The organism is Nocardia sp. NPDC055165 (genome assembly GCF_053606985.1).
In genome coordinates this window covers 45,492-68,450 of record NZ_JBSGSS010000012.1, presented here as the reverse complement: position 1 = coordinate 68,450, position 22,959 = coordinate 45,492, and the positions used below count along the sequence as shown (strand labels likewise).

Sequence of the window (22,959 nt, the reverse complement as noted above, 5' to 3'; positions counted from 1 at the left end):
TTCTCCACTCTCTCACGCACCAGCCCATATTTGCATAGGCTTACCTTATTTAACCACCGGAGCAGACAAACAAGTGTCGTTAGGCTAACCTAACGAACATGGGTAAGGGATTGAACGGTCTGATAACCAAGGCCTGGGGCGGCGCCGACTACCGGCTGACAGTGACCTCCAACGAGGAGATCACCGACAAGTTCATCCGCATCGGCTTCACCGCGGGCGGCCTGCTCGCCGACCACCCGGTGCACCCCACCCAGTGGATCCGCCTGTGGATCCCCGACGCGACCAGCGACAAGCTGCACCACCGCGGCTACACGCTGGTCGACCAGAACCCCGACGAAGACACGGTGAGCATAGATTTCGCTCTGCACAACGGACCGGCGGCCGACTGGGCCCGCCGCGCGAAGCCGGGCGACCTGCTCGACGCCACCGTGCTCGGCTCGGACTTCCAGCTCCCGGAGCAGACCCCGAGCGAGTACGTCATCTTCGGCGACACCGCCTCGCTGCCCGCCATCAACTCGCTGCTCGACGCCATCGGCGACACCCCCGCGCGAGTCTGGCTGGAATGGCAGTACGAGTCCGACAAGACCATCCCGGTCAACAACAAGCCCCACCACACCCTCACCTGGCTCCAGCGTGTCGACGACGGCCGCCTGCTGCGCGAGGCCGCGCAGGAAATCACCTGCGTCCCCGGCACTTACGGCTGGGTCACCTGCGACGGCCACACCACCCGCTCGATCGTGAAGTCCCTCAAGACCCAGCACGCCCTGCCCAAGACCTCGATCAAGGCGCAGGCCTACTGGAAGTAAGCGAACCGGTTCCGCGACAGCCCGCGAGGCGGGTGGCGGGCCGACGGGATTTCGGCGAGGGTGGGGGGTGGAAGTTGTCCCCTGCCTGCGAGGAGAGCACCGTGTCCATTCTCGATGCCGCTACCCCCTTCGGCGAAGAGGTCGGCAAGCGACTGGCCGAGGAACACGTGATCTGGTTGACCACCATCGGCGCGGACACCACCCCGCAGCCGAACCCGGTGTGGTTTCACTGGGAGAACGACGAGTTCCTCATCTTCACCATGCCCGAGGCCAAGAAGCTGCGGCACCTCGCGCACAATCCGCGGGTCGCGCTCAACTTCAACGCCACCGAGAGCGGTGGCGAGGTCGCCGTCTTCGCCGGCACGGCACGCGTGAACGAAGCGCCCACCGAGGACGAGATCGCCCACTACGCAAGGAAATACACCAGGGGCTTCGTCGACATCAAGATGACCCAATCGGAATTCTTCGAGGCCTACTCGGTGCCGATCCGTGTCGCCCCGGACCGCCTGCGCGGCTTCTGAACTGCCGCGGTGCGTGCGCCGGAACCCGGCGAGTACTGTGGCGAGCTCCGTCCGTATCACGGTGGGGAGCCGACATGCAGTTCAAACAGTCGAGCAAGCTCGCGAATGTTTCCTATGAGATCCGCGGCCCGATAGCCGAGCACGCCGCTCGACTCGAGGTCGAGGGACACCGGGTGATCAAACTCAATACCGGTAACCCGATGCAGTTCGGCTTCGACGCACCATCGGAGCTGCTGCGCGACATCATCGCCAACCTGCCGTCGTCGGCGGGCTACGCGACCTCCAAGGGGTTGCTGCCCGCCCGGCGCGCGGTGGTGCAGTACTACGAGGGCCGCGGCGTCGACGACCTCGATATCGAGAACGTCTTCCTCGGCAACGGCGCGTCCGAACTCATCATGATGGCGATGACCGCGCTCATCGAGAACGGCGACGAAGTCCTCGTCCCCGCACCCGATTTCCCGCTGTGGACCGCCGCCGTGCATCTCAACGGCGGCAAGGCGGTGCACTACCTGTGCGACGAGAGCGCCGACTGGTATCCCGACATCGCCGACATCGCCGCCAAGATCACCGACCGCACGCGCGCCATCGTGATCATCAACCCGAACAATCCGACGGGCGCGGTGTATCCGACCGAGGTGCTCGAGCAGATGCTCGAACTCGCCCGCCAGCACAATCTGATCGTCTGCTCCGACGAGATCTACGACAAGATCCTCTACGACGACGTCGCCCACACCGTCACCGCCTCGCTCGCGCCCGACCTGCTGTGTCTGACGTTCAACGGCTTGTCCAAGGCCTACCGGCTCGCCGGTTTCCGGTCCGGCTGGCTCACCGTCTCCGGCCCGACCCGCCATGCCGAGAGCTACCTCGAGGGCCTGACGATGCTGTCGGGACTGCGGCTGTGCGCGAATGTTCCCGCACAGCAGGCTGTGCAGGCGGCGCTGGGCGGGCACCAGAGCATCCACGAACTCACCCTGCCCGGTGGTCGACTACTCGAACAGCGTGATCGGGCGTGGACCGCCCTCAACGCGATTCCGGGCGTGTCCTGTGTGAAGCCGAAGGGCGCGCTCTACGCCTTCCCCAAGCTCGACCGCGCGACCTACCGGATCGACAACGACGAGAAGTTCGTGCTGGACCTGTTGCTGGCCACCAAGATTCACGTCGTGCAGGGCACCGGCTTCAACTGGCCATCCCCCGACCACTTCCGCATCGTCACCCTGCCGCAAGCCGATGAGCTCGACCAGATCATCGGCAGGATCGGCGAATTCCTCTCCACCTACCACCAGTAACACAAGCGGCTGGCGCAGCACTTCTCGGCCCTGTTCCCCAAGCCTCGGCGGTGTCGCGACACCGCCGAGGCCCTGGCGTTTACGCGGAGACCGGTTCCAGACGCCAGCCAGTTGCCCGCTCGCGCTCGTTCCAGAACGCGGCGTAGCGACCGTTCAGCGCGAGCAGTTCCGCGTGCGTACCGCGTTCGGCGATCCGGCCCTTGTCCAGGAAGAGGATCTGGTCTGCATGGGCGATCGTCGAGAGACGGTGCGCCACGACGAGAACCGTCTTGTCCCTGGTGAGTTCGTGGATGCCACGAACCACCACGGCCTCGCTGTGCGGGTCCAGCGCACTGGTCGCCTCGTCGAGCAGGACGATCGGGGCGTCCTTGAGCAGGGCGCGAGCGATCGAGACCCGTTGACGCTCACCGCCCGACAGCGAGGTGCCGCCTTCGCCGACGGTGGTGTCGAAACCGTCCGGGAGGCGATCGACGATCTCGTCGACCCTGGCCGCCACCGCCGCGCGGTGCAGCTCGTCGTCGGTGGCGTCGGGCCTGCCGATGCGGATGTTGTCGGCGACCGAGCGGTTGAACAGGTAGACGTTCTGGAAGACCAGCGAGAGCTGGTCGAGCAGGGTGTCCGAAGGTTGCCTGCGCACATCGTGTTCGCCCACCGAGACCGCGCCGGAATCGACATCGTAGAAGCGGGCGGCCAAGCGCAGCAGGGTGGTCTTGCCGGAACCACTGGGTCCGACGATGGCGGTGGTGGTGCCGGCGGGGACGGTGAAGGTCAGGTCCGACAGGACCGGTTCGCCGGGGCGGTAGCCGAAGCTCACCTCGTCGAAGACCACCGCGGGCGCACCGGGAGTGACCGGTTCGGTCGCGGCGGGCAGGGGTGATTCGGCGAGCAGGTCGGTGATGCGGTCGGCGGCCGCGGCGGCCGAGCGCAGGGCCGTACCCAGCTGGGCGGCCTGGTTCACCGGTTCGATGAAGCGCGCGCTCACCGCGATCAGCGCGATGGCCGCGGCGGCCGAGATCGCGCCATCGGTCACCTGGACGACCGCGATATACGCGAGCACCAGGAACACGGCCTGCACGAACAGCGCGAACACGGTCAGCCCCGGCACGGTCGCGACCATCATCTTCAGCACGGCCGAACGTTGCCGCACCAGTGCCGAATCCAGCTTCTTGTTCCCCGCGCCGACCGCACCGAACGCGCGCAGCACCGGCTGGGCCTGCGCGAACTCCACCACCCGCGAGTCGGCCTCGGCCGCGGCGGCGTGCAGCCGGGCGTCGGCGCCGGTGTAGGCGCGATTGGCGAGATTGTTCACCAGGTAGAGCACCGGTGCGGCGAGCAACATCGCCACGCCCACGCGCCAGTCGATGAACAGCATCCCGATCGCGACGACCAGCGGCACGATGACGCCGGTGAGCACCTTGGTGAGCAGATAGGCGATCAGGCCCTGCATTTCGCGCACCTGCTCGACCATCACCCGCGAGAGTGGGCCCGCGTCACGATCTTCGAACCAGCCCAGCGGCAACGCGTTGAGCTGATCGCCGAGCCGGGTCTGCAGACCGCGCTGCATGCCGAGGCCGATCCGCAGACCGATCACGGCCTGCAGGTAACCGAAGACGACCACACCGGCCACGGCGACGGCCATGCCGAGCGCCCACAGCCACGCGCCGCTCAGATCGTCACCGAACAGCGCTTCCAGCACCGGAACCAGCAGCAGATACGCGATGGCCTGGCACAGCGCCTGCACCACGATCACGCCGAGCAGCCGCGAGATCAGGGGGGCGAACTCGTCGGGGACGAGCCGGAAAACCTTGCGAATCATCGTGTTTCCTCCACCAGGGCGAGCGCGCCGAGGGCAGCTTCGTTGATCTCCCACAGCCGCTGATACAGGCCACCGCCGGCCCGCAGTTCCGCGTGCGTGCCCTGTTCGACCAGGGTTCCGTTGTCCAGCACCAGGATTCGATCGACTCCGGTGATGGTGTGCAGGCGGTGCGCGATGACCAGCACCGTGCGCCCGGCGACCAGGGCCGCCAGTGCGTCCTGGACCGCGGCCTCGGATTCGGGATCGGCGAACGCGGTCGCCTCGTCGAGGACGAGGACCGGGGTGTCGGCCAGCAGTGCGCGGGCGATCGACAGCCGCTGCGCCTCGCCGCCCGACAGCGTGGCGTCGACGCCGATCTCGGAGTCGTAGCCGCGGGGCAGCGCCAGGATTCGGTCGTGGATCTGAGCGGCCCTGGTGGCGCGTTCGATGGCCTCGGTGTCCGCGCCGGGGCGGGCCAGCAGGAGGTTCTCGCGAATGGTGCCGCGGATCAGGCGCACGTCCTGGAACACGAATCCGACCGTGCGATAGAGCTCTTCGCTGGTGAATTCGCGAATATCGCGGCCGTCGATGGTGATTCGCCCCGCACCCACGTCGTAGAAGCGCGGCAGCAGCTTCGCCAGGGTCGACTTACCGGAACCGCTCGGGCCGACCAGGGCGGTAATGGTGCCGGGGGTCAATTCGAGGTCGATGCCGCGCAGCACGTCGTGGCCGGTGCGGTAGGCGAACTCGACGCCTTCGAAACCCACGATGCCGGTCTGCGCGCCCGCGGGCGTTTCGGCGATCTCCAGTTCCGGGGTCTGCAGGAGTTCGTGCAGGCGCAGGGCCGCGGCGCCACCGGCGCGCAGGGCCTGCGAACCGTAGCCGAGGCCGAGCAGCGAACTGCCGATACCCAGCCCGACCAGCAGGAACGGCAGCAGATCGAGCGGGTCCACCCAGCCGAGTCCCACACCGGCGAGACCACCGAGGACCACCACCAGCATGACGAACACGGGCATCACCACGATGTCGGAGGCCGCCTGCACGCGAATGATCGGCGTCTTCATCCGATGCGCCGCCTGGACCTGACCTTCGACGGCGTCCTGGAACCCCCTGTGCGCCTTGCCCGCCTGACCGAACGCCCGGACCACCTGGATACCGTCGACGAACTCGACGGTGGCGGCGGACAGGCGGCGCTCCCACCGGGTGTACACCGCGAGGCGATCGCGGCCGTCGCGGTCCATGATCTTGCTGAACAGGATCATGTAGGCGATCAGCGGAATCATCAGTACCAGCGTGAGTCGCCAGTCGACGGTGAACAGGTAGCCGAGGGTGACCAGCGGGACCACCAGCGCGCCGATGAAATCGAGGCGGGCGTGCGCGACCAGGAAGTGCAGGGCGTCGACATCGTCGCGCAGATAGCCTTTGACCTCACCGGAGCTGCGCTCACCGAACCAGCCGAGCGGCACCCGGGTGAGCTTGGCCGCGAGCAGCCTGCGCAGGGTGAGCTGGTAGCCGGCGTCGACCGCGTGCGACCAGCTCAGTGCCACGACCTGGAGCAACGCCCGCACGACGAGCACGATCACGGCCGCGCCGAACAGCCACCACACCCGGTCGGTGTCGACCGGGGAGTTCAGCAGTTCACGGCAGGCCGCCACGATCAGCAGGAACGGGACCACCGAGCACACCGAGGCGAGCGCGACGATCAGGCTCGCCACCGTCAGCATCCCCGATACCGGTGCCAGAATCTCCTTGCGCGCCAGCGCTTCCCGCTGCTTCTGCGCTTTCGCTGCCGCCTTGGGCAGCCGGTTCCCCGACTCCGCCCCCGGCGGCGGCGCTACCTGCACCGTCATATCGTTCTCGCCTCTCGACCTGTCCGCGGCAACTCCGCCAAAGGTAGGTTAGCCTAAGTTGAGTGCTTGTGGACGATCGGGGAAGGTTGTGTGAACTGCCCGTCAACCCGTCGGCAATTCACTCTTTCGGGCGTAATTTCCTCCCTACCTCTTGATCTCGTGTAGCGGTGGGAGAACGAAAATGTTTGTCACGTCAATCATTTCAGCGATCGCCGATTGCCATTCCGACCCTGGAAAGCTGTCGCCCGAACAGGCGCATCGGGCGATGCAGATACATCTCGAATGCAGCGTCGACCTGTGCCGGGTGCGACGGCGTGCGCGTCAAGTCCTCGTCGAAGCGAAACTGATGGTGCTCGATCAGCGGGCAGGTTAGCGATTGAGCGACGGAATTGCGGGAATGCGTTTCCCATGTTCACTCCGCTTCCCTCTTCGGCCGCCTGGTTACACCGGGACGCGCGTACCGGATTCGAGGTCACGTATTTCCGTGACGATGCGCGCGGAGTTCTCGTCGAAGGGTGCGCGACGGCGGTCGAGGACGGGATCACCTGGGTGATCGACTACCGGCTGCGGCTCGACGGGAGCTGGCACACCCGGTCGGCGCAGATCGTCGGACGGTATCCCGAGGGCAGGCGGTCGGTGACCGTGCAGTCCGATGGGCTGGGGCGCTGGCAGGTCGACGGCACGGTCGCGCCCGAGCTCGACGGGTGTCTCGATATCGATCTCGAGGCGTCGGCGTTCACCAATGCCTTGCCGGTGCACCGCCTCGGGCTCGCGGTCGGCGACGGTGCCGACGCGCCCGCCGCCTATGTGCGCGCCGCCGACCTCACCGCGGCCCGATTACCGCAACACTATCGCCGGATCGCCGACGGGGTAGGTCAGCGCTACGACTACCGTGCACCCGAATTCGACTTCCACGCCACCCTGGATTACGACGAGTCGGGTCTGATCATCGACTACCCCGGGCTGGCCACACGCACCGCGTGATCGACGACGTCGAGCAGGTTCCGAGGGGCCGAGAGCACCCGGCTCCACCGGCTCGACAACACTTCTTCCTATGCGACGTAGGCAGCAGCCGCCGCTGCCGAAACGGCACGGCCTCGATCCCGCCCGACTCCGGCTCCCGGAGGACGGGCAGTGGACGACCGTGCGCGACCACCTCGTCGAGCGGTTGCCGCGGGTGGATCCGGCCAGGATCGACGCGATGCTGGTGGCGGGCGAGATCGTGGATCTGGAAGGCCCGCTGAGACCGGACGCGCCGTTCGTGCCGGGCGGCGCCGTATGGTTCCACCGCGATCTGCCCGTCGAGACCGAGGTGCCGTTCGAGATCGGGATCGTGCACCGCGACGACGACATCCTCGTGATCGACAAGCCGCACTTCCTGGCGACGATCCCGCGCGGTCAGCACATTCTCCAAACGGCGCTGGTGCGGTTGCGCAACGAGCTCGAACTGCCCGACCTGATCCCGGCGCACCGACTGGACCGGGTCACCGCGGGCCTGCTGCTGTTCGTGGTGAATCCGGCCCGGCGCGGCGCCTATCAGACGATGTTCCACCGCAAGACCGTGCGCAAGGAGTACGAGGCCATCGCGCCCTACGGTCCCGCCCTCGCGCTGCCGCGGACCGTGCGCAGCCGGATCATCAAGGAGAAGCAGGTGCTCGCCGCTTTCGAGGTGGACGGCGAGCCCAATGCCGAGACCGAGGTCGACCTGGTCGAACACCGCGACGGGCTCGGGCGCTACCGCCTTCGCCCGCACACCGGGCGAACCCATCAGCTGCGCCTGCATATGAACGGGCTCGGCGTGCCGATTCTCGGCGACGATTTCTACCCCGTGATCACCGATAAGTCGGTCGACGATTACACGCGGCCGTTGCAATTGCTGGCAGCCTCGCTCGAATTCACGGATCCGATCAGCGGGGCCCCGCGACGGTTCGAGACGCGGCGCGAGTTGCAGGCCTGGACAGATATGGCCGGATGGTCCGGGTCGGCTGTCGAGTAGCTCACAGCACCGCGCCGACTGTCGATCTTGGTGGGCTCATTCCGGGCCGCTCAACGCGGGGGTAGCGGGTTTTCGCGCATTCACCGGACCGTTTTCGTTTCGTGATATTTCCGTACACTCGGTCGGGTGCCCGTACCCGCCGTCGCCGATTCCCCGCCGAAGCTCCATGCCTACATCGATATCGCGGTGGTCGTCGTCGTGCTGGCAGGCACCAATCTGATCGCTCACTTCACGACCGCGTGGGCCAACATCGTCACCGTTCCCGTCGCGGCGTTCGCGCTCTTGGCACTGATGCGCAGGCGGGGGCTGGGCTGGGCGGAACTCGGGCTGTCACCCAGGCACTGGAAGCGCGGCACGGTGTACGCGCTCGGTGCCGTCGGGATCGTGCTCACCGCGGTCGCGATCGGCGCTCTCTTGCCGCTCACCAGGCCGTTCTTCCTCGCCGATCGCTATGCCACGATCTCGGGCGCACTGATCGCGTCGATGATCGTGATCCCGCTGCAGACGGTGATCCCCGAAGAACTCGCCTTCCGCGGGGTACTGCACGGCACACTCGACCGGGTCCTCGGTGTCCGCGGGCTCTTCGCCGCCGGATCGCTGATGTTCGGTCTCTGGCACATCGCGTCTTCGTTCGGCCTCACCTCCGGCAACAAGGGACTGTCCAGCATCGTCGGCGGCGGCGTGCTCGGCCAAATGGCCGGGATAGCACTCGCCGTAGCGGCCACCGCCGCCGCGGGTGTCGTGTTCACCTGGCTGCGCCGCCGCAGCGGTAGCCTTCTCGCACCCATCGCCCTGCACTGGTCGCTCAACGGCGCGGGCGCACTCGCCGCCGCCGTCGTCTGGCACACCGCCCTGCGCTGAAGCCGACCCGAGCTGGGCAGTTGAGCGCCGCGCTGTCAGCCGAGTGTTGTGCATCAGTCGAACGCCGCAGGCGCCTGGTGATCGAGTGTCCAGAAGTCACCACTGAGGCTATCGCCGCGTTGTGATGGCGTGGAATACTGGCGACAATTTCTGGCATGACAACATGCCAGATGTAGCGGTTTCCACCGAGAGGGCATGTCCGCCATGAAACGTACGCACACCGGCAGGGTCGTCGCGGTGACCGGCGGTGCCGCTGGGATCGGGCTGGAGATCGCGCGGCAGTTCGCAGGCGCGGGGGCTCGGGTGTGTCTCGGTGACCTGTCGGGCAGCGCGGCGCGCGCGGCCGCGGCCGGGCTGCCGGGAACCGTGCACGGGTGCGAACTCGATGTGACCGACGAGCGGTCGTTTCATGACTTCCTCGCCGTCACCGAGGCGATCCTCGGACCGATCGACGTGCTCGTCAACAATGCCGGGGTGATGTGGGTCGGGTCGTTCGACGCCGAACCCGACAGCGCGACCGCGCGCATGCTCGCGGTGAATCTGCACGGAGTGATCCGCGGGGTGCGACTGGCGGCGCCGGCGATGCGGACACGCGGGCGCGGGCACATCGTCACCATCGCGTCGATCGCGTCCAAGGTCTCCCCCGCCGGTGAAGCGACCTACGCCGCGACCAAACACGGAGTGCTCGGGTATCTGACAGCGGTTCGCGAGGAATTGCGCGGGAGCGGCGTGCGGTTGACGGCGATCATGCCCGGGGTGGTCGAAACCGAATTGGCGGTCGGAACCGATACCGGCGCAGCACAATTGCTTCAGCCCAGCGATGTCGCCACGGCAGTGCTCGAGGTTGTCGCACGGCCGCGATTCGAGGTGACATTGCCCGCGCATCTCGGGCCGCTACTCGGTCTGTCCGGTGCGCTGCCACAGTGGTTGCGCGACTTCGTCTTGCGGCGAACGGTACCGAATCAGGTTGCGGCGGTGGCCGGATCGTCGAGCCGCGCGTCGTATGAGAAACGGCTGCTCCACGGCGACACCGATTCCTGAATTCCGGCGTGTCGCCGCCGGGGATTCGGCGGAATCGACTCGTTGTCGTTGACCGGGGCACGGTCGGCGTTTACGCTCTCTGGCAATCACACATATGTTCGATAGTCCATATGTTCGAGTGGCGGAAGGCGCGACATGTCCGACGATCGGTTGAGCGAGAATGCCGCGATCGCGCCGAACACCGAGATCACGGCGCTCGCCCAGCAGGTCGCCACAGCCCGCGACAAGCTCCCCCTCCAACACGACACGGCCCTCTACGACGCGCTCTCCGACGACGAGATCCGCGCCGAACGGGAACTGGCCGAATGGATTCGCACGCAGCGGCGCACACAGCGTCGGCGCGCCGTGGGCGACGAGCTCGCCGCCGAACAACGCGACCGCCGCACCAGCGCCCTCATCCGCCGCACCGACGAAGCCGACGCGCGCTGGCATCGCAAGGCGCTGGCCGCACGACGCCGGGTGTCGAGCGCCGACGCGCGCCTGGCCCAGTTGTACCGGCGGTCGGAATGGTCATCGCGCGCGTTGATCGGGGTCGTCGTTCTCGGCATGGTGTGGGCCGGGGTCAACGTGCAACGCAATCTCGTGCCGAGCGGCGACATGAGCGACCCGCTGTACTGGCTCAGCTACGGCATCGAGGCGATGATCTCGATCCCGATCATCGTCATCATGGTCACCGCGACCACCGCGGCCCGCTGGGGACGTGAGTTGGAACGCGGCAAAGTAATCGTGTTCGAACTCGCCCTGCTCGGCACCACCATCGCCTTGAACGCAGGCCCCCACCTGGCCGCCGGATCCTTCGGTCGCGCAGCCGAATTCGCCATCGCCCCGGTGATGGTGGGTGTGGTGATCTGGTTGCACGCGTGGGTCTCGGCTCGGTACGCGATGTTGATCGAGAGCGCCTCCGTCGAATTGCCAGGGGACGCCGGGTATTCCGCATCCGAACGGATGGCTTCTCATGCGTTCCCGCAGCAGGCGGCCGACTCCCTCGCCGCCGACAGGCAGGCGCTCGGGCACACCCTGAGGATCGCAGTCGCGCCCGAACTCCGATCACCGCTGATCGACCCGGCTGTCGTCAGCTCGACCGCTCTGCATTCGGCGGCGAAACACAACCTCCGTGAAACCGCGACCCCCACCGACGTCGCGACTGCCGTGACATTCGGCGGGCACGAGGCCGCGGACGTCGCGACCGAGGCGACCGAGGATCTCGAGTTCGCCGCCGTGAAAACAGCGTCCGCCGCAGGCACCGACGAATTGATCTCCACCACAACCGGAACGGCTTTCGGGACCGCCGCGGCTTCCGAGCAGGCGAACCCCGCCGACAGCCTCGACCAGCCGATCGTCTCGGAGCCGGTGGTTCGCGATACCTCGGCGCCGAGCGCGGCGCCGCTGGTCTCAGCGGCCGAGAGCATCGCAGCGCCGTCGGCCGAACGCACCTACCCGCACGGCCTGCGCCGCCCGTCCTCCGACAAGCCGAGCGCCCCCGGCACCCTCGAACTCATCCACAAGGCGGCCGCCGATCATCGCCGCAACGGCACCGAGCACGTCGGCCGGACCACTGGGGTCGCCGCGACTTTGCGGCGAATACCGGTCACCGCCGCCGCGCACTCCCCTGCGGGCGAAGCAACCGGTACCGACCCGGTTCCCGAGGCGACGATGCACGCCGGCACCGTCGCCCGTGACCCTGATGGCGACACTCCACCGATCACCGATCCGGTAACGGTGCACAACGATCCCCAGCCCCCCGCCGCGGAGCCGGAGCAACTGACCCTCACCGCCGAACCCGGCGAGCAACTGGCCTTGCAGCCGGCGCCCGCACCACACACCGAGCCCACCCCAGAGCCGGCCGAATCCACCGCCCCAGTCCCCGAGCGGACAGACACCACCGCCTCGACCTCAGCGCCGACGGCAGCCGTCTCGCACCCGACAACAATCCCCGCTGCCGATCTCGACGAGCCCGCGGTACCGGACCCGGTCGACCTGGACGTCCCCGACGAAGACGACGACGACCTCCCGGCCCCCGACGACTTCGACTTCGACGAAGACACCGAGGTCCGCGCCCTGGCCCGCCGCATCGCCCACCGCAGCCCCCTGCGCCTGACCCTCGACCAGATCGAAGAGATCCTCGAACTCACCGACCAGTCCTGGTCGGCCCGCAGCATCGGCAGCGAAGTCGGCGTCCCCAGCAGCACAGTCACCAACATCGTCGAATTCGCCCACAAGATCCGCCAGCCCTACGCCTTCACCGGCTGACAGCTCAGCTGTTCGGAGCGAATCAGTTCATTCGAAATCGTCGGGGAACAAGCGAAATGCCGGGTAGTTGTGGAGCGGGCGCAGCACGCGGAAATCTCGACGGTCGAGGGTGAGGATCGCGTCCGTGTCGTACTGAGCTGCCACTACGACACACACCGCATCGACCAGATCAAGATCCAAGCTGTCATACGTGGCACGAACCGTGATCGCCGCGTTCAACTGTTCGGCGTCGACTTCGGCGAGGACGATGCGGGTCTGCGCGATGCGGTCGGCGAGTGAGCCCAGAATCCGGTCAGCGATCTTGCGTCCGCCACGAACGCTGGCGACGTGATGCACTTCGGTCAGCGCCAACGGGCTGACCACCACGGCGCTGGCGGAATCGGCGGCGCGCCGCACAGCGAAGTGCTCAGGATCGGAGCGGTTGAACATCGCGAGCAATCCGGATGTGTCCGCGATGACGATCATGCAGTGCGATTCATCGCATCATGAATCTCGTCCTTGCCGATAGCCCCGCCTAGGTCGAATGTCTCGTCGTCGTTGATCAACGGTTGATCCCACCGCCGATTACGCAGCAGGTAGGCACGCAGCGCATCGCGCATGATCTCGTTCTTCGAGCGCCCTTCGTCGCGGGCCTGTGTCGCGAGCGCAGCCTCATCCTCACCGGTCAATCGCATAGTCCACGCCATGGAACTAATGGTATCAAGGATGACACCACATCAGGAGCATCCATGGAACGACGATGGCCCGCTTCCCCAGAGGGAAACGGGCCATCGCAGAAACGATCTCGATGGATCGAGGAGGGACCTTACTTGGCCTTCTCCAGGACCTCGACCAGACGCCAGCGCTTGGTGGCCGACAGCGGACGGGTCTCCATCAGCTGAACGTGGTCGCCGACGTGGGCGATCTCGTTCTCGTCATGCGCCTTCACCTTGGAGGTGGTGCGAATGATCTTGCCGTAGAGCTTGTGCCGGTGACGGTCTTCCAGCTCGACGACGATCGTCTTGTTCATCTTGTCGGAGACAACGTAGCCGCTGCGTACCTTGCGGCTGTTGCGCTCTTCGGTGTTCTCGCTCATGCCGCATCTCCCTTGCCAGCGGGCGCCGTGGCCAGGCCGAGCTCGCGCTCACGCATGACCGTGTAAATGCGCGCGATCTCGTGGCGGACGACGCGCAGTCGACGGTTGTTGTCGAGCTGACCCGTCGCCATCTGGAAGCGCAGGTTGAACAGCTCTTCCTTCGACTCGCGCAGGCGTGCCACGAGCTCTTCTTCGTTGAGCTCACGGAGCTCTGCGGCCGGTGTTTCGGTAGCCATCAGAACTGCTCCTCCCTGGTCACGATCCTGCATTTCATCGGGAGCTTGTGCATCGCGCGGCGCAGGGCCTCACGAGCGGTCTCCTCGTTGGGGTAAGACATCTCGAACATAACCCGACCGGGCTTCACGTTCGCGACCCACCACTCCGGCGAACCCTTACCGGAACCCATGCGGGTTTCGGCCGGCTTCTTCGTGAGCGGGCGGTCGGGGTAGATGTTGATCCAGATCTTGCCGCCACGCTTGATGTGGCGGGTCATTGCGATACGCGCCGACTCGATCTGACGGTTGGTGACGTAGGCGGGCTCGAGAGCCTGGATGCCGTACTCACCGAAGGCCACCGCGGTGCCGCCCTTGGACATGCCCGAGCGACCGGGGTGGTGCTGCTTGCGGTGCTTGACGCGACGGGGCATCAGCATGCGTCAGCCCTCCTTGTTCTCTGCCGGAGCCTCCGCCACTGCAGTGGCGGCGCGACCGACCTCGGTGCTGGTCGCGGTGGTGCCAGTGGCGCCGGACCGACGAGGGCGGCTCGGACGCTCGCGACGCGGGCGCTCCGGAGCAGCGGCGGCGGCGGTCAGTTCACGACGACCACCGACGATGTCACCCTTGTAGATCCAGACCTTCACACCGATGCGACCGAAGGTGGTCTTGGCCTCGTAGAGGCCGTAGTCGATGTCCGCACGCAGCGTGTGCAGCGGAACACGACCTTCACGGTAGAACTCCGAGCGCGACATTTCGGCGCCACCGAGGCGGCCCGAGCACTGCACACGGATGCCCTTGACGTTCGGCGAACGCATGGCCGACTGAATGGCCTTACGCATCGCACGACGGAACGCCACACGGTTGGACAGCTGCTCGGCCACACCCTGAGCAACCAGCTGCGCATCCGACTCGGGGTTCTTGACCTCGAGGATGTTCAGCTGAACCTGCTTCTTGGTGAGCTTCTCCAGCTCGGCGCGGATGCGGTCGGCTTCCGCGCCACGACGACCGATCACGATGCCGGGACGCGCGGTGTGGATATCCACACGGACGCGATCACGGGTGCGCTCGATCTCGACCTTCGAGATGCCTGCCCGCTCCATGCCAGTGGCGAGGAGCTTGCGGATCTGAACGTCTTCCTTCACGTATTCCGCGTACTGCTTGTCCGCGTACCAACGCGACTTCCAGTCGGTGGTGATACCGAGGCGGAAGCCATGGGGGTTAATTTTCTGTCCCATTTACTTTGCCCCTCCCTTCCGGCGGCTACGAGTGGCAGCGCCGGTGGTGGGCACGCTCTCGACCTCGATGGTGATGTGGCTGGTGCGCTTACGAATCCGGAACGCACGGCCCTGGGCCCGCGGCTGGAAACGCTTCATGGTGGCGCCCTCGTCGACAAAAGCAGTCGAGATGACCAGGGTGGCCGGGTTGAGGCCGAGGTTGTTCTCGGCGTTCGCCGCGGCCGAAGCCACGACCTTGGCCACGGGCTCGCTGGCAGCCTGCGGTGCGAACCGCAGGATCGCCAGCGCGTCCTCGACGCTCTTGCCGCGGACCAGGTCCACGACTCGACGGGCCTTCATCGGGGTGACCCGAACGTGCTTGGCGGTTGCGCGTGCAGTCGGGTTCTGAATGGTTTCAGTCATCGCCGCTTGCTCTTCCGGTCGTCCTTGACGTGGCTCTTGAACGTCCTGGTCGGCGCGAACTCACCGAGCTTGTGGCCGACCATGTTGTCCGAGATGAACACCGGGACATGCTTGCGACCGTCGTGGACGGCGAAAGTGTGCCCGATGAAATCGGGGATGATGGTCGAGCGACGCGACCAGGTCTTGATGACCTGCTTCGTGCCCTTTTCGTTCTGCACGTCCACCTTCGCGAGGAGGTGGTCGTCGACGAACGGGCCCTTCTTGAGGCTGCGTGGCATTTCTTACCTCCTCCTTAGCGCTTCTTGCCGGTCTTACGACGGCGAACGATGAGCTTGTCGCTCGGGCGGTTGGGCTTGCGGGTGCGGCCCTCAGGCTGACCCCACGGGGAGACCGGGTGGCGACCACCGGAGGTCTTACCCTCACCACCACCGTGCGGGTGGTCGACCGGGTTCATCACGACACCACGGACGGTAGGACGACGGCCCTTCCAGCGCATACGGCCGGCCTTGCCCCAATTGATGTTCGACTGCTCGGCGTTGCCGACCTCGCCGACGGTGGCGCGGCAGCGCACGTCGACACGGCGGATTTCACCCGAAGGCATACGAAGGGTCGCGTACGGCCCTTCCTTGCCCAGCAGCTGAATGCTCATTCCAGCGGAACGAGCCATCTTGGCGCCGCCGCCCGGACGCAGCTCCACGTTGTGAATCGTGGTACCGGTCGGGATGTTGCGCAGCGGCAGGTTGTTACCCGGCTTGATGTCGGCCGTGGGGCCGGACTCGATCGGGCTGCCCTGCTTGATGCCCTTCGGCGCGATGATGTAGCGCTTCTCGCCGTCGGCAAAGTGCAGCAGTGCGATGTTGGCGGTGCGGTTGGGGTCGTACTCGATGTGAGCGACCTTGGCCGGGATGCCGTCCTTGTCCAGTCGACGGAAGTCGATCAGACGGTAGGCACGCTTGTGACCGCCACCGCGGTGACGCGTCGTGATGCGACCGTGCGCGTTACGACCACCGGACTTGGTGAGCGGGCGCAGCAGCGACTTCTCCGGCGTCGACCGGGTGATCTCGGCGAAGTCCGAGACGCTGGAGCCACGACGGCCCGGCGTTGTCGGCTTGTATTTACGGATTGCCATGAGTTCTTCTCGCTTTCTGGAGTCCCAGGCGCTTACGCGACCGGTCCTCCGAAGATCTCGATGGGCTTGCTATCGGCCGAGAGGGTCACGAGTGCGCGCTTGGTGTCCTTGCGCTTTCCGTAACCGAATTTGGTCCGCTTGCGCTTGCCCTGACGGTTGGCGGTATTGACGCTGGTGACCGTGACGCCGAAAACCTTCTCGACGGCGATCTTGATCTGCGTCTTGTTCGAGTCCGGGTGCACCAGGAAGGTGTAGGTGCCTTCCTCGATCAGCCCGTAGGACTTCTCCGAGATGACCGGTGCGAGCAGGATGTCGCGGGGGTCGGCGATGGTGCTCACTTGCTCTCCTCCTGGGCCGCCTCGGCGGGACCGTGAACGAAAGCGTTCAGGGCCTCGACGCTGAACACCACGTCGTCGCTGTTGAGCACGTCGTAGGTGTTGAGCTGATCCGGGGCGATCGGCAGCACGTTCTGCAGGTTCGCCACGCTCTTCCACGCGGCGACGTCCTCGCGGCCGACGACGACCAGGAACTTCTTGCGGCCCGAGAGCTCGGCCAGGAAGTCCTTGGCGGTCTTGGTCGACGGGTTCTGACCCGCGACCAGTTCGGTGATCACGTGGATGCGCTCGTTGCGGGCCCGGTCGGAGAGGGCACCGCGCAGGGCGGCGGCCTTCATCTTCTTGGGGGTCCGCTGGCTGTAGTCACGCGGCTGCGGGCCGTGGACGGTGCCACCGCCGGCGAACTGCGGCGCACGGGTCGAGCCCTGACGGGCGCGGCCGGTGCCCTTCTGGCGGTACGGCTTCTTGCCACCACCGGAGACCTCGCCACGAGTCTTCGTGGAGTGGGTGCCCTGGCGAGCGGCGGCCAGCTGAGCGATGACGACCTGGTGCATCAGCGCGACGTTGGCGGTCACGTCGAAGATCTCCGAGGGGAGTTCGACGGTGCCTTCGGTCTTGCCGCCTGCGGCCTTAACGGTCAGCGTCAGGTTGGCCTTCTTGTCGAGGCTGGTCATGCGTGCGCACCACCCTTCACGGCGCTCTTGACGATCACGATGTTGCCCTTACGGCCGGGGATAGCACCCTTGACCAGGAGCAAACCGTTCTCGGCATCGACCTTGTGAACCGAGAGGTTCTGCGTGGTGACGCGGTCGTTACCCATACGACCCGACATGCGCATGCCCTTGAACACGCGGCCGGGAGTGGCACAGCCACCGATGGAACCCGGGCGACGGTGCACAGCCTGCGCACCGTGCGAGGCGCCCTGGCCCTTGAAGCCGTGACGCTTCATGGTGCCGGCGAAGCCCTTGCCCTTGCTGATTCCGGTCACGTCGACGTAGGTGCCCTCTTCGAAGACATCAGCCGAGAGTTCCTGGCCGATCTCGAAGGTGGAGGCATCCGCGACGCGGATCTCGGTGACGTGGCGGCGCGGGGTGACACCGGCCTTGGCGAACTGGCCGGAAGTCGGCTTGTTCACCTTGCGCGGGTCGATGGCGCCGAAAGCGATCTGCACGGCCGAATAGCCGTCGCGCTCCACGGTACGAATCTGGGTGACCACGTTCGGGCCCGCCTTGATGACGGTGACCGGGACGACGCGGTTCTTCTCGTCGAAGACCTGGGTCATGCCGAGCTTGGTGCCCAGGATGCCGGCTGCGGGCCGGTTCTTGTTGTCAGTCATGTCTCGAGTCCCCGTCACTGAATGTTGACGTCGACGCTGGCCGGGAGGTCGATGCGCATGAGCGCGTCAACCGTCTTCGGCGTCGGGTCGAGGATGTCGATGAGGCGTTTGTGCGTGCGCATCTCGAAGTGTTCGCGCGAGTCCTTGTACTTGTGCGGCGAACGGATGACGCAGTAGATGTTCTTCTCGGTCGGCAACGGCACAGGCCCGACCACACGGGCGCCGGTGCGGGTCACCGTTTCCACGATCTTGCGCGCTGACGCGTCGATCGCCTCGTGGTCATAGGCCTTGAGCCTGATGCGGATCTTTTGTCCCGCCACGCTAAGTGTCCTTTTCTCCGCTTTCCTTCGTGGTCACAGGAGCTGACTCCCGCACCACCCTCAATTTGCACAGCCCGAACACAAGAAAGACGCCTCAGCGTGGTTTCCCACTGAAAGACCCGCAACCAGGGCGCACCAAAAGGCACTACCTAGTCCTCGCCGCTGTTCATCTGTCATGGTTCTCCGGCCCACGCGGTCGGGCGTGTCGCCCTAACACTTATTCTCCGACCCCGGTCATCTGCTCACCATCGGTCGGAAGTGCGTGGTACCGAACGTATCCACACCGGTGAACCGGCGAGATACAAACTACTGCTCCCCCTGCCCGGACCATCCGCTCCGAGGAGTCGGTCGATCCTGCGCAAGGCAACCCGAACAGTATGCACCATGCCGACGACGTCCTTCAAATCGGGGGTCATGAGGTATCGATCACGCCCACAGGGGGCTTCCACCTCGACCGCACCGCCGGCTGGGCTGTACCGATGAATGGTAGCTGGCTTGTCGCCCCGCCTGACCACCGGAGGGTTACCACAGAACTTACTTTTGAGTAAGATAGTGCTCATGACACAGGAAACCGCGACCTACCGCGGCTGGAAGAAGCTGCCCGACAATCGCATCGGGCACGCGCTGTTCTCGCTCGGCATGGTCGCCCGGGTCCCCTACTTCGGCACCGTGCTCCCCCAGGTGATCCGCCTCGAGCCCGGCGTCTGCGAGGTGACCTCCCCGAAGTGGTTCGGCATCCACAACCACCTGGGCACCTTCCACGCGATCGCGGCCTGCAATCTCGCCGAGGTGGCGATGGGCATGCTCAGCGAGGCCACCGTCCCCACCACCCACCGCTGGATCCCCAAGTCGATGAACGTCCAGTACCTGGCCAAGGCGGAATCCGGACTGCGCGCCGTGGCGAAGCTCGACGAGATCCCCGACTTCGCCGCGATCACCAAGGGCCAGGAACTGACGGTCCCCGTCTCGATCTACGACAAGGACGGCATCGAGGTCGTGCACGCCGACATCACCACCTGGGTGTCGCCGCGCTGATCGCGGCCACGTGAACCGCGGCACCGGTACGGTTGTGGGCCAGGCAACAAAGGACGGGGAGTTCGATGTTGGAAGTCGCCCATGTGACGCGGCGGTTCGGGGAGAACGTGGCGGTCGACGACGTGTCGTTCGCCGTCCTGCCCGGTGCGCTGACCGGGTTCGTCGGGGGTAACGGGGCGGGCAAGACCACCACCATGCGAATGATCATGGGCGTCTTGGCCGTTCAGTCCGGCGAGATGCGGTGGGACGGACGGCCGGTGACCGAGCTGGACCGGCGCTCGTTCGGCTATATGCCCGAGGAGCGGGGGCTCTATCCCAAGCAGCCGGTGCTCGACCAGCTCGTGTACCTGGCGCGCCTGCGTGGACTGCCCGCCGACAAGGCCAAGGCGCGTACCGAAAGCCTGCTGGAGCGGTTCGATCTGGGCACGCGCGGCAAGGACAAGCTCGAATCGTTGTCGCTGGGCAATCAGCAGCGCGTCCAGATCGCGGCGGCGGTGATCGCGCAGCCGTCGGCGCTGATCCTGGACGAACCGTTCTCCGGGCTCGACCCCATGGCCGTGGATTCGATGGTGGAGTTGCTGCGCGAGTACGCCGATCAGGGCGTGCCGGTGCTGTTCTCCTCGCATCAACTGGATCTGGTGGAGCGGCTGTGCGATCAGCTGGTCGTGCTCGCCGCGGGCCGGGTGGTCGGGCAGGGCTCGGTCGAGGAGCTGCGGTCCACCGGTGGCTCGCGGTATCGGCTGGTGCTCGAAGACGATGCGGGGTGGTTGCGGGGGTATCCGGGGGTTCGGGTGGTCGAGAGTACCGGGCGGGGCGTGTTGTTCGAGGTCGACGGCGGCGGCACCGACGGGGTGCTGAAGGAGGCGCTGTCGCGGGGTTCGGTGCGCGAGTTCGCCGAGGTGCGGCCGACGGTCGCCGAGATCTACCGGGAGGTGACGGCATGAGAGTTCAGCGCCTGGCGGCGGTAGCTCAGGTGGCCACGGCGGGCGCCCGATCATGCCGAGCAGACGCGTGAACGGCGTGTGGCGGATCGTCGCCGCGCGGGAGATCGCGGTGAAACTGCGTGACCGCAACTTCGTCATCTCGACGGTGGTGACGCTCGTGGTGATCGTCGCGTCGCTGATTCTCACCGGGTTCCTCAGCAGCAGACCCGACAAGATCGATGTGGCGGTCGCCGGTTCGGACACCTCTGTCGTACTCGAAACGGCGAACACCCTGGCCGCCGGCGCGGGTACCGACACCAGCTTCACCGCGCGACCCGTCGCCGACCGGGCCGCGGTCGAGCAGCTGGTGCGCGAGGACGCGGTCGATGTGGGCCTGGTCCCCGCCGAACCCAGCGGGTGGCAGCTGATCGGCAAGACCGCCGAGGACGACGCCGCGACCACCTACATCACCGCCGCCGCCCAGCAGCTCGCGTTGCAGCGCAATGCCGCCGCCGCGGGCGTTTCGCTCGACGAATTGGGGCGCGGTGCCACCGTGACCTACGGCTTGCTCGAGCAGGGCGCGATCGATCCCGGGCTCGCCAAGAGCATCTCGTTCGTCTTCGCGTTCCTCTTCTACATGGCGTCGGTGTTGTTCGGCATGTCCATCGCGCAGAGCGTGGTCGAGGAGAAGCAGAACCGGATCGTGGAGATCCTGGCGAGTGCGATTCCGTTGCGGCAGTTGCTGATCGGCAAGGTCGTGGGCAACGCGGCGCTGGCCTTCGCGCAGTTGGCCGTGTTCGTCGGTGCCGGGCTGATCGGGTTGGCCGTCACCGGCAAGGGTGCTCAGCTGGGCCAGATCGCCGGGGCCGCGGGCTGGTTCATCGTCTTCTTCCTCGTCGGCTTCCTCGCCTTGGCGAGCCTGTGGGCTGTCGCGGGCGCGCTCGCCACTCGCAGCGAAGACCTCCAGTCCACCTCGACTCCGCTCGGGTTGCTCATCATGATCGTGCTGTTCGCGGGCATCTTCCTCACCGGCACCGCCCGTGTCATCGGCTCCTACGTCCCGATCATGTCCATCGTCGCCATGCCCGCCCGCCTGGCCGACGGCACCGCCGCCTGGTGGGAACCCTTCATCGCCCTCGCCCTGATGGCGATCGCCACCTACGGAATCGTCGTCATCGCCGAGAAGATCTACCGCCGCTCGCTGATGCAGACCCAAGCTCGCCTGACCATGCGCCAGGCCCTGGCCTTGGAGGACTAGGAATCGCGGCGTCGAGGCGGTGTGACGACCGGGTCACTGATGCTTGCGTGGCGATGGGTGGGGCCGATTGAATGCGGACGTGAGTGTTGTGCGGGAATTCGATATCTGTGTGGTCGGGCTGGGGCCGGCCGGGCGGGGGTTGGCGCATCGGGCCGCGGTGGCCGGGTTGCGGGTGGCCGCGGTGGATCCGCGGCCGGAGCGGCTGTTCCCGCCGACCTTCTCCTGCTGGATCGACGAACTGCCGCAGTGGCTGCCCGCGAGTGCGATCGCGCAGCGCATCGCGGCGCCGACAGTGTGGACCACAGGCAAGCATCGGATCGAGCGGCCGTATTGCGTGCTCTCCAAGGCTGGGCTGCACGCCGCGTTGGCCCTGGACGACGCGACCGTCTTCGCGGATCGGGCGCGGCGGGTGGACGCGCACGAGGTGGAACTCGCGGACGGGACGGTGATCTCGGCGGGGGCGGTGTTCGATACGCGGGGGCTGCCGACGTTGGGCCGGCGCAGGGCCGCCTCGGCGCACGGGATCTTCGTGGACGCGCAGACCGCGGCACCGATGGTCGCCGAAGGTGAAGGGCTGCTGCTGGACTGGCGGCCGGAGAACGGGGCGGGCCCGGACGAGCCGCCGTCGTTCCTATACGCGGTACCGCTCGGGGACGGGACGGTGATCTTCGAGGAGACGAGCCTCGGGCTACGCGGCGGGATGCCGCAGCACGAGTTACGCAAGCGCACGCTGAACAGACTCGCGGCACACGGTATCCAGCTCACCGGCGACGAACCGCACGAAGCCGCCCACTATCCCCTGGATCAGCGGCCCCCGAAGAAGGGCACGGCGATCGCGGTGCCGTTCGGCTCGCGCGGCGGGATGATGCACCCGTGCACCGGCTACAGCGTGGCCGACTCCCTGGCGCTGGCCGACACCGCCGTCGCCGCGGTGCAGCGAGGCGAGGACCCGATCGGAGCCCTCTGGCCGTGGCAGGCCAGGGCCGTCTACTGGATGCGCATGCGTGGTCTGTGGGGTCTCGGCCGGCTCACCACCGATCAGTCGATCGCCATGTTCGACGCCTTCTTCACCGAATCCGAACGAGGTCAGCGGGCCCTGCTCTCGGCCCACGACGACTACACCGCCCTCGGCGCCGTGCTGTTCAACACCGTGGCCCACACCTGGCCGTTCCGCTGGCGCTACGACCTCGTCGGCTGGACCAACCGCGACCGCTGGCTCGACTACCCCTTCGCTCCCGCCGGCGCGGACTACCCCAGCCGATAACGCACTGATCGCCGCCACGACGTTCG

Annotated in this window: 27 protein-coding genes; 12 read left to right on the top strand and 15 right to left on the bottom strand. The window is 66.6% G+C overall.

The window, feature by feature from the left end:
* Positions 1–98: 98 nt before the first annotated feature.
* From ACWFRF_RS23740 to ACWFRF_RS23730, 3 genes are all read left to right on the top strand, one after another.
* Entirely contained in the window at positions 99–806 is a 708-nt protein-coding gene (locus tag ACWFRF_RS23740; RefSeq protein WP_452452298.1) for a siderophore-interacting protein, read from the top strand.
* 101 nt (positions 807–907) lie between these two features.
* Positions 908–1,327 (top strand): TIGR03667 family PPOX class F420-dependent oxidoreductase, encoded by a 420-nt coding sequence (locus tag ACWFRF_RS23735; RefSeq protein ID WP_452452297.1) that lies wholly within the window; start codon positions 908–910, stop codon positions 1,325–1,327.
* A gap of 74 nt (positions 1,328–1,401) precedes the next feature.
* Entirely contained in the window at positions 1,402–2,613 is a 1,212-nt protein-coding gene (locus tag ACWFRF_RS23730; RefSeq protein WP_378632188.1) for a pyridoxal phosphate-dependent aminotransferase, read from the top strand.
* Between the two features lie 79 nt (positions 2,614–2,692).
* Here the strand turns inward: ACWFRF_RS23730 and ACWFRF_RS23725 are convergent, their stop codons facing one another.
* Both ACWFRF_RS23725 and ACWFRF_RS23720 read right to left on the bottom strand, forming a co-directional pair.
* Complete coding sequence (locus tag ACWFRF_RS23725; RefSeq protein WP_452452295.1) at positions 2,693–4,429, bottom strand: ABC transporter ATP-binding protein; 1,737 nt, start codon at positions 4,427–4,429, stop codon at positions 2,693–2,695.
* Positions 4,426–6,258 (bottom strand): ABC transporter ATP-binding protein, encoded by a 1,833-nt coding sequence (locus ACWFRF_RS23720; protein ID WP_452452293.1) that lies wholly within the window; start codon positions 6,256–6,258, stop codon positions 4,426–4,428. Before ACWFRF_RS23720 ends, ACWFRF_RS23725 begins: the two co-directional genes overlap by 4 nt.
* Positions 6,259–6,666: 408 nt before the next feature.
* On the opposite strand from ACWFRF_RS23720, the gene ACWFRF_RS23715 reads away from it, so the two are divergent.
* The 5 genes from ACWFRF_RS23715 (at position 6,667) to ACWFRF_RS23695 (ending at position 12,406) form a co-directional block, all read left to right on the top strand.
* Positions 6,667–7,242, top strand: a complete 576-nt coding sequence (locus ACWFRF_RS23715) for a putative glycolipid-binding domain-containing protein (protein WP_378993683.1) — start codon at positions 6,667–6,669, stop codon at positions 7,240–7,242.
* Positions 7,243–7,312: 70 nt separating this feature from the next.
* Positions 7,313–8,254 (top strand): RluA family pseudouridine synthase, encoded by a 942-nt coding sequence (locus tag ACWFRF_RS23710; RefSeq protein WP_452452291.1) that lies wholly within the window; start codon positions 7,313–7,315, stop codon positions 8,252–8,254.
* A 126-nt stretch (positions 8,255–8,380) separates the two neighbouring features.
* Complete coding sequence (locus tag ACWFRF_RS23705) at positions 8,381–9,115, top strand: CPBP family glutamic-type intramembrane protease (RefSeq protein WP_378993687.1); 735 nt, start codon at positions 8,381–8,383, stop codon at positions 9,113–9,115.
* 204 nt (positions 9,116–9,319) lie between these two features.
* On the top strand, positions 9,320–10,156 hold the full coding sequence (locus ACWFRF_RS23700; RefSeq protein ID WP_452452288.1) for an SDR family oxidoreductase: 837 nt from the start codon (positions 9,320–9,322) through the stop codon (positions 10,154–10,156).
* 135 nt (positions 10,157–10,291) lie between these two features.
* Positions 10,292–12,406 (top strand): hypothetical protein, encoded by a 2,115-nt coding sequence (locus ACWFRF_RS23695; RefSeq protein ID WP_452452287.1) that lies wholly within the window; start codon positions 10,292–10,294, stop codon positions 12,404–12,406.
* Positions 12,407–12,433: 27 nt separating this feature from the next.
* Here ACWFRF_RS23695 and ACWFRF_RS23690 read toward each other — a convergent pair whose 3' ends face one another.
* From ACWFRF_RS23690 to rpsJ, 13 genes are all read right to left on the bottom strand, one after another.
* Positions 12,434–12,871, bottom strand: a complete 438-nt coding sequence (locus tag ACWFRF_RS23690; protein WP_379315960.1) for a PIN domain-containing protein — start codon at positions 12,869–12,871, stop codon at positions 12,434–12,436.
* On the bottom strand, positions 12,868–13,092 hold the full coding sequence (locus ACWFRF_RS23685) for a ribbon-helix-helix protein, CopG family (protein WP_379315958.1): 225 nt from the start codon (positions 13,090–13,092) through the stop codon (positions 12,868–12,870). Before ACWFRF_RS23685 ends, ACWFRF_RS23690 begins: the two co-directional genes overlap by 4 nt.
* A 119-nt stretch (positions 13,093–13,211) precedes the next feature.
* Positions 13,212–13,481, bottom strand: coding sequence for a 30S ribosomal protein S17 (gene rpsQ, locus ACWFRF_RS23680; RefSeq protein ID WP_056818470.1), 270 nt, complete (start codon positions 13,479–13,481; stop codon positions 13,212–13,214).
* The gene (rpmC, locus tag ACWFRF_RS23675) at positions 13,478–13,717 is read right to left on the bottom strand and encodes a 50S ribosomal protein L29 (protein ID WP_056818473.1); all 240 of its coding nucleotides are present in this window, start codon (positions 13,715–13,717) and stop codon (positions 13,478–13,480) included. Before rpmC ends, rpsQ begins: the two co-directional genes overlap by 4 nt.
* Positions 13,717–14,133, bottom strand: coding sequence for a 50S ribosomal protein L16 (rplP, locus tag ACWFRF_RS23670; RefSeq protein ID WP_266296839.1), 417 nt, complete (start codon positions 14,131–14,133; stop codon positions 13,717–13,719). The genes rpmC and rplP overlap by 1 nt, the downstream gene beginning before the upstream one ends.
* A gap of 3 nt (positions 14,134–14,136) precedes the next feature.
* On the bottom strand, positions 14,137–14,931 hold the full coding sequence (gene rpsC / locus ACWFRF_RS23665) for a 30S ribosomal protein S3 (protein WP_266296840.1): 795 nt from the start codon (positions 14,929–14,931) through the stop codon (positions 14,137–14,139).
* Positions 14,932–15,333 (bottom strand): 50S ribosomal protein L22, encoded by a 402-nt coding sequence (gene rplV / locus ACWFRF_RS23660; protein WP_067448312.1) that lies wholly within the window; start codon positions 15,331–15,333, stop codon positions 14,932–14,934.
* Entirely contained in the window at positions 15,330–15,611 is a 282-nt protein-coding gene (rpsS, locus tag ACWFRF_RS23655; protein WP_056818481.1) for a 30S ribosomal protein S19, read from the bottom strand. The genes rplV and rpsS overlap by 4 nt, the downstream gene beginning before the upstream one ends.
* Positions 15,612–15,625: 14 nt before the next feature.
* The gene (gene rplB, locus ACWFRF_RS23650; RefSeq protein ID WP_056818484.1) at positions 15,626–16,462 is read right to left on the bottom strand and encodes a 50S ribosomal protein L2; all 837 of its coding nucleotides are present in this window, start codon (positions 16,460–16,462) and stop codon (positions 15,626–15,628) included.
* 32 nt (positions 16,463–16,494) lie between these two features.
* Positions 16,495–16,800: a 50S ribosomal protein L23 gene (gene rplW / locus ACWFRF_RS23645; RefSeq protein ID WP_056818486.1), complete on the bottom strand. Its 306-nt coding sequence runs from the start codon at positions 16,798–16,800 to the stop codon at positions 16,495–16,497.
* Positions 16,797–17,471, bottom strand: a complete 675-nt coding sequence (gene rplD / locus ACWFRF_RS23640; RefSeq protein WP_378993692.1) for a 50S ribosomal protein L4 — start codon at positions 17,469–17,471, stop codon at positions 16,797–16,799. The genes rplW and rplD overlap by 4 nt, the downstream gene beginning before the upstream one ends.
* Positions 17,468–18,133: a 50S ribosomal protein L3 gene (gene rplC / locus ACWFRF_RS23635; protein ID WP_378915814.1), complete on the bottom strand. Its 666-nt coding sequence runs from the start codon at positions 18,131–18,133 to the stop codon at positions 17,468–17,470. Before rplC ends, rplD begins: the two co-directional genes overlap by 4 nt.
* Positions 18,134–18,147: 14 nt before the next feature.
* On the bottom strand, positions 18,148–18,453 hold the full coding sequence (gene rpsJ, locus ACWFRF_RS23630) for a 30S ribosomal protein S10 (RefSeq protein WP_040804197.1): 306 nt from the start codon (positions 18,451–18,453) through the stop codon (positions 18,148–18,150).
* A gap of 558 nt (positions 18,454–19,011) precedes the next feature.
* On the opposite strand from rpsJ, the gene ACWFRF_RS23625 reads away from it, so the two are divergent.
* From ACWFRF_RS23625 to ACWFRF_RS23610, 4 genes are all read left to right on the top strand, one after another.
* Positions 19,012–19,488 (top strand): hotdog fold domain-containing protein, encoded by a 477-nt coding sequence (locus ACWFRF_RS23625; protein ID WP_378993695.1) that lies wholly within the window; start codon positions 19,012–19,014, stop codon positions 19,486–19,488.
* A 65-nt stretch (positions 19,489–19,553) separates the two neighbouring features.
* A complete protein-coding gene (locus ACWFRF_RS23620; protein WP_378993697.1) occupies positions 19,554–20,432 on the top strand; it encodes an ABC transporter ATP-binding protein in 879 nt (292 codons plus the stop codon).
* 52 nt (positions 20,433–20,484) lie between these two features.
* A complete protein-coding gene (locus ACWFRF_RS23615; RefSeq protein ID WP_452452282.1) occupies positions 20,485–21,669 on the top strand; it encodes an ABC transporter permease in 1,185 nt (394 codons plus the stop codon).
* A 79-nt stretch (positions 21,670–21,748) separates the two neighbouring features.
* Positions 21,749–22,933: a lycopene cyclase family protein gene (locus tag ACWFRF_RS23610; RefSeq protein WP_379312951.1), complete on the top strand. Its 1,185-nt coding sequence runs from the start codon at positions 21,749–21,751 to the stop codon at positions 22,931–22,933.
* The last annotated feature ends 26 nt before the right edge of the window (positions 22,934–22,959 follow it).

Coding starts and splice junctions, on each gene's coding strand:
- rplV (WP_067448312.1), bottom strand. CDS start 15,333: ATGACTGAAACCATTCAGAACCCGACTGCACGCGCAACCGCCAAGCAC.
- ACWFRF_RS23615 (WP_452452282.1), top strand. CDS start 20,485: ATGCCGAGCAGACGCGTGAACGGCGTGTGGCGGATCGTCGCCGCGCGG.
- rpmC (WP_056818473.1), bottom strand. CDS start 13,717: ATGGCTACCGAAACACCGGCCGCAGAGCTCCGTGAGCTCAACGAAGAA.
- rplD (WP_378993692.1), bottom strand. CDS start 17,471: ATGACCAGCCTCGACAAGAAGGCCAACCTGACGCTGACCGTTAAGGCC.
- rpsS (WP_056818481.1), bottom strand. CDS start 15,611: ATGCCACGCAGCCTCAAGAAGGGCCCGTTCGTCGACGACCACCTCCTC.
- ACWFRF_RS23710 (WP_452452291.1), top strand. CDS start 7,313: ATGCGACGTAGGCAGCAGCCGCCGCTGCCGAAACGGCACGGCCTCGAT.
- rpsC (WP_266296840.1), bottom strand. CDS start 14,931: ATGGGACAGAAAATTAACCCCCATGGCTTCCGCCTCGGTATCACCACC.
- rplC (WP_378915814.1), bottom strand. CDS start 18,133: ATGACTGACAACAAGAACCGGCCCGCAGCCGGCATCCTGGGCACCAAG.
- rplP (WP_266296839.1), bottom strand. CDS start 14,133: ATGCTGATGCCCCGTCGCGTCAAGCACCGCAAGCAGCACCACCCCGGT.
- ACWFRF_RS23700 (WP_452452288.1), top strand. CDS start 9,320: ATGAAACGTACGCACACCGGCAGGGTCGTCGCGGTGACCGGCGGTGCC.
- rpsQ (WP_056818470.1), bottom strand. CDS start 13,481: ATGAGCGAGAACACCGAAGAGCGCAACAGCCGCAAGGTACGCAGCGGC.
- ACWFRF_RS23725 (WP_452452295.1), bottom strand. CDS start 4,429: ATGATTCGCAAGGTTTTCCGGCTCGTCCCCGACGAGTTCGCCCCCCTG.
- rplB (WP_056818484.1), bottom strand. CDS start 16,462: ATGGCAATCCGTAAATACAAGCCGACAACGCCGGGCCGTCGTGGCTCC.
- ACWFRF_RS23715 (WP_378993683.1), top strand. CDS start 6,667: ATGTTCACTCCGCTTCCCTCTTCGGCCGCCTGGTTACACCGGGACGCG.
- ACWFRF_RS23625 (WP_378993695.1), top strand. CDS start 19,012: ATGACACAGGAAACCGCGACCTACCGCGGCTGGAAGAAGCTGCCCGAC.
- ACWFRF_RS23685 (WP_379315958.1), bottom strand. CDS start 13,092: ATGGCGTGGACTATGCGATTGACCGGTGAGGATGAGGCTGCGCTCGCG.
- ACWFRF_RS23695 (WP_452452287.1), top strand. CDS start 10,292: ATGTCCGACGATCGGTTGAGCGAGAATGCCGCGATCGCGCCGAACACC.
- ACWFRF_RS23720 (WP_452452293.1), bottom strand. CDS start 6,258: ATGACGGTGCAGGTAGCGCCGCCGCCGGGGGCGGAGTCGGGGAACCGG.
- ACWFRF_RS23620 (WP_378993697.1), top strand. CDS start 19,554: ATGTTGGAAGTCGCCCATGTGACGCGGCGGTTCGGGGAGAACGTGGCG.
- ACWFRF_RS23730 (WP_378632188.1), top strand. CDS start 1,402: ATGCAGTTCAAACAGTCGAGCAAGCTCGCGAATGTTTCCTATGAGATC.
- ACWFRF_RS23690 (WP_379315960.1), bottom strand. CDS start 12,871: ATGATCGTCATCGCGGACACATCCGGATTGCTCGCGATGTTCAACCGC.
- ACWFRF_RS23740 (WP_452452298.1), top strand. CDS start 99: ATGGGTAAGGGATTGAACGGTCTGATAACCAAGGCCTGGGGCGGCGCC.